The sequence below is a fragment of the Paenisporosarcina sp. P4_E4_2 genome, from assembly GCF_056401595.1.
The window spans coordinates 1-5,078 of the sequence record NZ_JBFUJC010000231.1; the positions used below are offsets into that span (position 1 = coordinate 1).

9 protein-coding genes and 1 pseudogene are annotated in these 5,078 nt (G+C 39.6%); 7 read left to right on the plus strand and 3 right to left on the minus strand.

Going from position 1 to position 5,078, the window contains the following annotated elements; genetic code table 11:
- The first annotated feature begins 121 nt into the window (after nt 1-121).
- From AC1DSB_RS14165 to AC1DSB_RS14190, 6 genes are all read left to right on the plus strand, one after another.
- The gene (locus tag AC1DSB_RS14165; protein WP_477531651.1) at nt 122-529 is read left to right on the plus strand and encodes a YhcN/YlaJ family sporulation lipoprotein; all 408 of its coding nucleotides are present in this window, start codon (nt 122-124) and stop codon (nt 527-529) included.
- Entirely contained in the window at nt 529-984 is a 456-nt protein-coding gene (gene spoVAC / locus AC1DSB_RS14170; RefSeq protein ID WP_016427994.1) for a stage V sporulation protein AC, read from the plus strand. The genes AC1DSB_RS14165 and spoVAC overlap by 1 nt, the downstream gene beginning before the upstream one ends.
- Nucleotides 978-1,982 (plus strand): stage V sporulation protein AD, encoded by a 1,005-nt coding sequence (locus AC1DSB_RS14175; protein WP_477531650.1) that lies wholly within the window; start codon nt 978-980, stop codon nt 1,980-1,982. The genes spoVAC and AC1DSB_RS14175 overlap by 7 nt, the downstream gene beginning before the upstream one ends.
- 9 nt (nt 1,983-1,991) lie before the next feature.
- A complete protein-coding gene (spoVAE, locus tag AC1DSB_RS14180; protein WP_016427992.1) occupies nt 1,992-2,357 on the plus strand; it encodes a stage V sporulation protein AE in 366 nt (121 codons plus the stop codon).
- 105 nt (nt 2,358-2,462) lie between these two features.
- Nucleotides 2,463-2,561: a YjcZ family sporulation protein gene (locus AC1DSB_RS14185; RefSeq protein WP_147640332.1), complete on the plus strand. Its 99-nt coding sequence runs from the start codon at nt 2,463-2,465 to the stop codon at nt 2,559-2,561.
- An 11-nt stretch (nt 2,562-2,572) separates the two neighbouring features.
- Nucleotides 2,573-2,833, plus strand: coding sequence for a stage VI sporulation protein F (locus tag AC1DSB_RS14190; RefSeq protein ID WP_016427990.1), 261 nt, complete (start codon nt 2,573-2,575; stop codon nt 2,831-2,833).
- A 35-nt stretch (nt 2,834-2,868) separates the two neighbouring features.
- Here the strand turns inward: AC1DSB_RS14190 and AC1DSB_RS14195 are convergent, their stop codons facing one another.
- From AC1DSB_RS14195 to AC1DSB_RS14205, 3 genes are all read right to left on the minus strand, one after another.
- The gene (locus tag AC1DSB_RS14195; protein WP_016427989.1) at nt 2,869-3,297 is read right to left on the minus strand and encodes a GNAT family N-acetyltransferase; all 429 of its coding nucleotides are present in this window, start codon (nt 3,295-3,297) and stop codon (nt 2,869-2,871) included.
- A gap of 1 nt (nt 3,298) precedes the next feature.
- Nucleotides 3,299-3,817, minus strand: a complete 519-nt coding sequence (locus AC1DSB_RS14200; RefSeq protein ID WP_477531648.1) for a YjcG family protein — start codon at nt 3,815-3,817, stop codon at nt 3,299-3,301.
- A gap of 77 nt (nt 3,818-3,894) precedes the next feature.
- Nucleotides 3,895-4,617 (minus strand): alpha/beta hydrolase, encoded by a 723-nt coding sequence (locus AC1DSB_RS14205; protein ID WP_342541998.1) that lies wholly within the window; start codon nt 4,615-4,617, stop codon nt 3,895-3,897.
- 107 nt (nt 4,618-4,724) lie between these two features.
- On the opposite strand from AC1DSB_RS14205, the pseudogene AC1DSB_RS14210 reads away from it, so the two are divergent.
- Nucleotides 4,725-5,078 (plus strand): annotated as a pseudogene (locus AC1DSB_RS14210) (phosphatidylglycerophosphatase A family protein); the annotation flags it as partial.

Sequence of the window (5,078 nt, forward strand, 5' to 3'; positions counted from 1 at the left end):
CCTCACTCTCTTTAAGAGTCTTTATACAATATGTAGATTGTGTTCGTTGGTCAGGGCGCGTAACCAATTTATACATAAATTTTTGGAAAAACATCATACTAGGATAAAAGGTGAATTGAAAATGAAAAAATTCGGATTGTTGATCTGTATATTATTGCTATTGGTGGGTTGTTCAAATGACCAACCGCAAGTATCCATTTATCATGTTGATGATGATCAGGAAGAAATTGAATCACTCAAGAAAATCCTCCAGGACAATGAAAAAATAAGCGAGGCTGCTGCCGTGTTCTTTGATCATCAGTTGGTTGTGTCCTTGCAAGTAGAACCAATGTCGAAATTCAGCAARGAAAAAATTGCAAAATCAATTGAAAAAGAAGTGAAATCGCTTTTCCCTGATCATGATGTATTTGTATCTCCTGATTTGAAAATCACTTGGGAACTTAAGAAAATAATTGAAAAGAAACCGACAGAGGATGCTTTGAAAAAAGATTTAGATAAACTTCGAGCATTGGCAAAGGAGAATACGTAATGGATCCCAATTCATATCAACAAACAGTGGACGAGATGGCACCGAAGCGACCCGTTTTAAAGAACTGTCTGAAAGCATTTCTGACTGGCGGTATCATTTGTGCTGTCGGACAAGTCATTTCATTTTTCTACATGGCCTATTTTTCATTTACTGAGCGAACTGCGAGCAATCCTACCGTAGCCACGATGGTTTTTATTTCCATGTTATTAACAGGGTTCGGTATTTATAAAAAAATTGGCCAGTTTGGTGGTGCAGGTTCGGCAGTTCCTGTAACAGGTTTTGGTAATGCCGTAATCTCTGCAGCAATTGAACATAAATCGGAAGGTTTTATTTTAGGAGTAGGAGTCAATATGTTTAAACTGGCAGGTCCAGTAATCGTCTATGGTACTTTCTCTGCCTTTGTCGTAGCGCTCATCAAAACCATACTCGTTAAGATGGGGGTGATCTCTTGGTAAGTAATTCGCGGACGTATCAGTTTGCTTCAAAGCCAAGTATCGTATCAACGGCAGTTGCTGTTGGTCCTCTAGAAAAAGAAAGTCCCTTCCATCCTCATTTCGACCATGTCTACGATGATGAACGTCTTGGACAAGACACAAACGAAAAAGGGCATTCCCAGTTAATAGAGGATACTTGTAATTTGGCYATCATGAAAGGTGGATTTCAACTCCCGGATATCGATTTGTTTCTTGGAGGGGATTTAGTCAATCAAATGACACCAACCAATTTTGCGGCACGCCAGCTCGCTACTCCGTTTATGGGCATGTTTTCTGCTTGTGCAACAAGCATTTCTTCTCTAATTACAGCAAGTTTCTTTCTTGAAACCAAACAAATGGATCGGATCTTATTTGGTGCAGCCAGCCAGCATAACGCTGTTGAGAGACAGTTTAGGTATCCAATTGAATACGGTGCACAAAAGCCTCCTACAGGCCAATGGACTGTAACAGGAGCAGGTTACGGAGTTCTTTCCCACAATCAAGTTGGTAAACCGTTCGTGCAGTCTGCCACAATTGGTCAAGTTATGGATTGTGAATGTACGGATCCACTTGATATGGGGAGTGCTATGGCACCGGCAGCCTTTGATACAATTCAGCGACATTTAGCTCAAAATAAAGGAACTTCTTATGATTTTGTCATGACTGGGGATCTTGGGAAGAATGGCTTTGCCATTTTACAGGAACTTATCAAAACAAGTGGAGTTTCTTCTTATCTTGTTGATAAATATCGTGATGCAGGATCGGAATTTTACGGAAATGACGATAAATTTTTATCTGGAGCCAGCGGAGCTGGTTGTTCTGCAACGGTCTATCTAGGACCAATTTATGCTGAATTATTAGCGAAACAGTATAAGAAAATACTGCTAGTAGCCACTGGTGCTTTATTATCCCCACTTTCATTTCAACAGGGTGAAACGATCCCATGTATTGCGCACGCTGTTGAATTGTCGATGGAATGAGGTGACAATATGATCGTTTCAATCATTTTAGCATTTATCGCTGGTGGACTTATTTGTGTAGTGGGACAACTACTTTTTGATGTGGCGAAATTAACGCCAGCGCATACATTAAGTTTATTGGTAGTCATTGGTTCTGTTCTAGATGGGTTTGGCTTATATGAGCCTTTCATCGATTTTGCAGGAGCAGGAGCAACTATTCCCATTACTTCTTTTGGTAATTCACTTACTCATGGAGCTATGGCGGAGGCAGAAAAACATGGTTTTATCGGCGTATTAACCGGTATGTTCGAAGTGACAAGCTCAGGTATCAGTGCAGCCATTGTATTCGGTGTGGTTGCAGCAATCATTTTCAAGTCCAAAGGTAAAGTATCCTGAGGAAAATGCCCTCTTCCTTTTAATTCGTTCGCATATTCTAGTTCGAATGGAAAGGGAGGGAATCGTATGTGTGAGGGTTATAGTCCTTGCGGTGGTTATCCAAAAATGTATCCAGCTCGTGCTCCTTATCAAGGGTCAACATTTATCCTCATAGTTGTACTATTCATCCTATTAATCATCGTAGGGAGTAGTTTCATCAGATAGGAGGGGAACAAATGCAAGACTCATTTTTTAAGAAGATTGAGCAAAAAACTGGTGTATCGATGGATGAAGTTTTTACATTGGCCAATGCCATCCAGCACGCTGATTTTTCAGATGAACGCCAAGTGAAAAAAATCGTTCGAAGAGTATCTAAAATTGCTGGAAAGCAGATTTCAAGCGATTTCGAAGACCAAATTGTTCAATCAGTTGTTCAAAAAGGAAACAAGCTAAATCTTAATGAGATAGCAAACATGATGAACCAAAAAAACGAATAAAAAAAAGCACTTGTTCAGTTGAACAAGTGCTTTTATTATAGATTTTTTTCCATGGCACGATGGGGTATACCTGCATCCATAAATTCAGGCGAGGTAATTTGATAAGAGAGTTTTTCATAAAAAGGAACGGCATAAGACTGAGCATTTAGTTTAACTGTCGTTAAACTAGCTTCTCTCGCATAACTTTCCATCGTTTCCATCATCAAATTTCCTAAATGCTTGCCACGATATTGAGGCAAGATACAGACACGTTCAACTTTTGCGACACCTGGTTCAGGTTCTCGAATTCGGCCCGCACCTATAGGCATTTCATCGTCATACGCCACGAAATGAACAGCAGACTGATCATATTCATCCATCTCTAAATGTACTGGGACATCCTGTTCATCCACGAATACTTTTTGACGAACAAAAAATGCATCATCCAGCTCTTTTGGTATTTCCACTCGTTTGGCAGTAATCAAATCAATTTTCAGCTCCAGTCAAACGGAATGTTTCATAAACCGTCCAAGAGCCATCTTCAAGTTGATACAGCAAATGCAAGCGATCGATAGTTTCCTCGTGATCGACACCAATCATTTTCAATTGGCCATAAATATCGTCATGTTCACCGGATGACATTTTTTGTGCGATGGTAATATGAGGGACAAAGGCGTATTCAGCATTGCCACCCACTTCTTCAGAATGCAAATCTTCATGTAAATTAAGCAATTCTTCACTCGGTTCCACTTTGAAATAAATTGCATTCGTAACCGGTGAAAAGGAACTAACTTTAGTTGTGTGTATTTTGAAGGGTTTGTGACGTTTGACAACGTTGCTGATTTTTGTAGAAAGTTGTTCAATCTCAGTGTCACTAGCTTCGAATACGCCCTTGACCGTCATGTGGGGGGTGATGAGTGCATAATGTGGATCATAACGTTTGCGGTATGAGTTTGCCAAGTCTTGTAGTTTTTTAGATGGGAATGCAACGACTCCATATTTCATCCTAAAAACCTCCTTTTAGTTAAGTAAGTACATACTTATAGTATAGCAAATTTTCTGGATAAGGCTTCATTTGACGATCAATGTCCGAAATTCATTTTAATCGCACGTTTCAAATCCGGTTGCCAATGTTTCCAAGTATGCTCTCCTTCAAATTCGTCATAGAACAACGAAAATCCTTTGTCTTGCATCAATGAATTTAAAACCCTGTTCGGTTCAAGGAAGTTTTCAATCTCGCCATTGGTTAGCTTTACTGCATTTTCGCCAGTTCCAATGACATGATAAACCGAGAACGAATGCGGTGTCCGGACATTTTTAATTTTTTCCAATACATCTTCATTGACCATCGGGGAGTGTAAAAGAACTTTTCCAAATATATTGGGGTATTTGATAGCGGCAAGAAGGGAAGCAGTTGCTGCCAATGAGTCGCCGATTAGTGCTCGTCCCATTCCAATCTGATATGTAGGGTAGGTTAAATCCAAATAAGGAACAAGTTCATGTGCAAGAAAACGTAAGTACGCATCATGCTGATCCCCGGACGGATGGTATTTACGACGTCGATCTTCCACGTTTTTATACGGGACACCGACAATGATCATATTTTCAATTTCTTTGTTTTCGAGTAATTCGTCCGCAACACGGGAAATTCTTCCTAATTGGAAGTAATCTTTTCCGTCAGACGCAATTAAAACTGTATATTTATAAAGTGGTGAATAATTTGCTGGTATATAAATCAGCAGTTGCATATCTTCTTGTAAGGCGTCACTAAATAGCGTTACGTCTTGGATTGTACCTTTAGACAACGGTTTAACCTCCTCTAAATCTTGCTACAGAAATTGTACCATACTGAAGGTGGAAGGTATAATTATGAATAATGACAACAAGGATTGAAAGAAATGGAGATGGCACAATGGATAGGAATGGTTTGCGCGTACACTCTAAGCAAGTATTCGAAGCTACAAAAGAGGCTTTGCAGCGTCGAGGTGTATCAATTGAAGAAATAGCGAAAATTGTATACGAAATGCAAGTTGCATACAATGTAGGCCTTACATTGGAACATTGCATAGAATCGGTCGAAAGTGTTCTTAAAAAAAGAGAAATGCAACATGCCATTTTGGTTGGCATTGAGCTTGATGAATTGGCAGAGAAGAAAATGCTGTCTGCGCCATTGCAACAGATTGTTGAAGCAGATGAAGGATTATTTGGAGTAGATGAAACGATTGCATTAGGTTCCGTTTTTACGTATGGAAGTATAGCGGTAACC